2 protein-coding genes are annotated in these 1,693 nt (G+C 64.0%); one reads left to right on the forward strand and one right to left on the reverse strand.

What is annotated here, in order from left to right:
• Positions 1-70: 70 nt before the first annotated feature.
• Positions 71-472, reverse strand: coding sequence for a hypothetical protein (locus QSJ19_RS26400; protein WP_286324020.1), 402 nt, complete (start codon positions 470-472; stop codon positions 71-73).
• Between the two features lie 77 nt (positions 473-549).
• Here QSJ19_RS26400 and QSJ19_RS26405 point away from each other — a divergent pair, with 77 nt between their 5' ends.
• Complete coding sequence (locus QSJ19_RS26405) at positions 550-1,653, forward strand: IS630 family transposase (protein ID WP_286324021.1); 1,104 nt, start codon at positions 550-552, stop codon at positions 1,651-1,653.
• Positions 1,654-1,693 lie beyond the last annotated feature (40 nt).

A 1,693-nucleotide genomic window follows, 5' to 3' on the forward strand; every position in this document is an offset into this window, starting at 1 on the left:
ACACAGCAGTGCAAGCCCTCGGGGACGTCATCGATGACCTAAGTGGTTCGATTTGTAAGTTCGTCGGGGGTTATTGCCAGGCGGTGGGATCGTTGAGGTAAAGGCCGCAGGCGCAGTCGAGTGTTTCTTCGGGGCTGCCGATGGGGATTCCGGTGGGTAGCATTGAGTCTTCGTATTTGTTGCTGCTGGCCTGGTAGATCGCGAAGCCCCATCGGCTGGCCGAGCCGCCGTAGCGCAGCCGCATCAATGGTTGGGTGGTGTCGTCGGACCAGACGGCGTCGATGTAGGCGAACTGGCCGCGGAATCGTGTGGCGACTGTCTTCAGTTGCGGCCAGCGAGTGGCGGCGTGGTCGCGGAGTTTCCACGACAGTGATGATTTCGTTGAGTCCGGCGGGGTGGGCATGTGTTGATCCTGCCCGATCGGCGCTGTCGGTGATCGGATCGGCGTGTCGCCGCCGATGACGCTCGTCATCGGTGTGATCTATGAGGTGTGTGTGATTTATGTGGTGCATGGTGTGGTGGGTTTCGGTGAGGCCGGTAGCGGAGCCGGTGACGATCAGCGACGCCGACCGGACGCTACTGGTCTCGCGGGTGCGGGCCGGGTCGACCCCGCAACGGGACGTGTTGCGGGCGTTGATCGTGTTGGCCGCCGGCGACGGACATCCCAATCAGAGGATCGCCGAGGATCTCGGTGTCTGTGTCGATACCGTCTGCAAATGGCGAACCCGATACGCCGGCAAGGGGATCGAGGGATTGACTGATTTGCCCCGCACGGGTCGTCCGCGGGTGTACACCCCGACGCAGGTGGCGGTGGCTACCGCGCTGGCCTGTCAGATGCCCGCCGAATCCGAGGTGCCGTTGGCCCGGTGGAGTGCCCCGGAACTGGCTGCGGCGTTGCATGCCGAGGGCATCGGCGCCTCGGCGTCCACGGTGCGGCGGTGGCTGGTGGGCGATGCGCTCACACCGTGGCGCTATCAGTCGTGGCTTGCGGTGCGCGACCCCGACTTCGAAGCCAAAGCCAGCCGTATCCTCGACCTCTACGATCGCTGCTACCAGGGCGCACCGTTGACCGCTGACGAGTATGTGATCTCCGCCGATGAGAAACCGTCGATCCAGGCCCGCGACCGCTGCCACCGCACTGTGCCGACCGCGCCCGGGCACGGGGTGCGGGTCAGTCATGACTACCAGCGTCGCGGCGCGTTGACTTACCTGACTGCCTACGACGTCGGCAACGCGAAGGTGTTCGGCCGGTGCGCCGGTTCGACCGGGATCGTCGAGTTCACCGCCCTGGTCGACCAAGTCATGACCCAGGAGCCCTACGCCAGTGCCACACGTGTGTTCTGGATCGTGGACAACGGCTCCTCACACCGCGGACAGAAGGCGATCAACCGACTCGCCGAGCGCTACCCGAACGCGGTCATGATCCACACCCCGGTGCACGCGTCCTGGCTCAACCAGGTCGAAATCTACTACTCCATCATTCAACGGAAAGTGCTCTCACCCAACGACTTCCCCGACCTCGCCGCCGTCGAGCAGCGACTGCTGGCATTCGAGGACCGCTACAACGCCACCGCCACTCCCTTCCGATGGCACTACACCACTGACGACCTCAACCGACACCTCGCCCGACTCGACCAACAACCCGCCGCATGAACCACCCCCGACGAACTTACAGATCGAACCACTAAGTCAG

The organism is Gordonia sp. ABSL11-1 (assembly GCF_030315685.1).
Classification (GTDB): Bacteria; Actinomycetota; Actinomycetes; order Mycobacteriales; family Mycobacteriaceae; genus Gordonia.

Excerpts from the sequence above, each read along its gene's own strand:
- QSJ19_RS26400 (WP_286324020.1), bottom strand. The coding sequence starts at position 472 with ATGACGAGCGTCATCGGCGGCGACACGCCGATCCGATCACCGACAGCG.